Genomic DNA, 1,924 nt, shown 5'->3' with positions numbered 1-1,924 from the left:
CACGTGATCACCGCGCCCAGCTCCGACGACACGCGCCCGCTGATCAACGCACTCATCGGCTCCTACGACACCAGCGCCGAAAACTCGGTGCGCGGCTACATCGCGCAGCAGCTCGCAGCGGTCGGCGTGGTTGCCCTCACCCCCGAGCCAGGCAGCGTATTCGACGCCGCGAGCGCGCGCTGCGTGGCCACCGAACGTGTTCCCGGCCGCGAGCCTGGGACCATCATCCGGGTCGATCGCCCGGGCTGGCTGGCCCCGGCCGGGCCGATCCGACTGCCCGACGTCACTGTCGCCGCCCAGCCGGATCGGGGTTGAGCCGTGTCCGACCTCCTCGACGAGCGCCCCGAAGCCGATCTGGTGCAGGCTGCGGCTGCCGGCGACCAGCAAGCCTTCCGCGAGTTGGTGGGCCGGCACCGGAACAAACTGTGGGCCGTGTGCTTGCGCATTGCCGGGAACCGGCATGACGCCGAGGACGCCCTGCAGGAGGCGCTGGTCGCCGCGTGGCGCGGGCTGCGCACGTTCCGCGGCGACGCCCAGTTCTCGACATGGATGTACCGGATCGCCTCAAACGCCGCCATCGCCCAGTCCAAGAAGCGACCACTGGTGGTGGATCCGGACGACCGTGACCTGCCCGCGCCGGGCGACTTCGCCACTGACGTCGTGGTCTCCGACCGGATCGAGCAGGCCCTGGCCACCCTCCCGGAGGCTTTTCGAGTGACCTTTGTGCTGCGCGTCTACGGTGACCTGTCGTATCAGGAGATCGCCGACCACCTGAGCATTCCGGTGCAGACGGTGCGCAGCCGCCTCAACCGCGCCAAGAAGGCCCTCGCCGCCGAACTTGGCGAGCCCTGAGGTTTAGGATCGGTGCCCATGGGCATCCTCGTGGCGATCGAAGGTCTGGACGGCGCCGGTAAGAACACCATCGTCGGACACATTCGGACGCAGGCGCAGCGCCGCGGAATCCGCGTGGCAACGATGGCGTTCCCCGCCTACGGCCGGAATCTCACCGCCGACCTGGCCGCCGAAGCCCTGCACGGCCAGCACGGCGACCTGGCGCAGAGCGCCTACGCCATGGCCCTGCTGTTTGCACTGGACCGCCACGAATCCGCCGACGACCTGCGGAGGTCGCTACGCGAGAACGACATTCTCCTGTGCGACCGCTACGTCGCGTCGAACGCCGCCTACAGCGCAGCCCGGTTGTACCAGGGCCCCGACGGCGCCGTGGTGCAGTGGGTGCACGAGCTCGAGTTCGGCCGCCTCGGCCTCCCGTTGCCCGACCACCAACTCCTGCTGGGGGTGCCGCCGCAGATCGCCGCCGAGCGCGCCACCGCGCGCGCCGACGCCGATGCGAGGCGCGCCAAGGACGCGTACGAACGCGACACCGACCTCCAGTCTCGCGTCTACCGCGCCTACCTGGATCTGGCCGAGACGAACTGGGTCTCTCCCTGGACCGTCGCCGACGGTGACGCCGCGGTCACCGCCGTCCTCTCCCTCGTCGATCGCTAGTGATGCCCGTTTGACGTACCAGCTGCGTCAAACGAGCATCGTTGCAAGGGCAACTACCTCGCGCCTGTGGACGACGATGCGTCGTCCACAGGCTGCACCGACTCGCGCTTCCGCCCGCACACCGCGGTGGGCCATCATCAGCAGATGTCTACCCCGTCAGTACGTCCGCAACCCGCAATGCTGACCGGGCGCGCACGCACTGCGGCGAGAGAGAACCGGACTGCGGTACCGCAGAAGGTCGCCGAGAGCGCGGTGGCCGCACGGCTACTGACTCAGGACGGTGTCATCGCCCGGCGACAAGTCGAGGACGCCGGCCTCGGCGCGCACGTGGTTCAGAAGAAACTGCGCGGCAAGGACTGGGTGCCGATCCACCCGGGTGTGTACGTCAACCACTCCGGATCCCCGACCTGGCGGCAGC

Annotated in this window: 3 protein-coding genes and 1 pseudogene; all 4 read left to right on the top strand. The window is 69.2% G+C overall.

Annotated features, from left to right (window positions below; all coding sequences use genetic code 11):
- Positions 1 to 315: hypothetical protein (locus WAW85_RS05730; protein ID WP_422558681.1), on the top strand; the 315-nt coding region annotated here is incomplete at its 5' end.
- Positions 316 to 318: 3 nt separating this feature from the next.
- Positions 319 to 852 (top strand): RNA polymerase sigma factor, encoded by a 534-nt coding sequence (locus tag WAW85_RS05725; RefSeq protein WP_422558680.1) that lies wholly within the window; start codon positions 319 to 321, stop codon positions 850 to 852.
- Positions 853 to 870: 18 nt separating this feature from the next.
- Positions 871 to 1,506 (top strand): dTMP kinase, encoded by a 636-nt coding sequence (locus WAW85_RS05720; RefSeq protein ID WP_422558679.1) that lies wholly within the window; start codon positions 871 to 873, stop codon positions 1,504 to 1,506.
- Positions 1,507 to 1,650: 144 nt separating this feature from the next.
- Positions 1,651 to 1,924 (top strand): annotated as a pseudogene (locus WAW85_RS05715) (hypothetical protein); the annotation flags it as partial.

Source organism: Gordonia sp. (in: high G+C Gram-positive bacteria) (genome assembly GCF_049299075.1).
Taxonomy (GTDB): domain Bacteria; phylum Actinomycetota; class Actinomycetes; order Mycobacteriales; family Mycobacteriaceae; genus Gordonia.
This window is presented reverse-complemented; position numbering and strand designations above follow the sequence as displayed.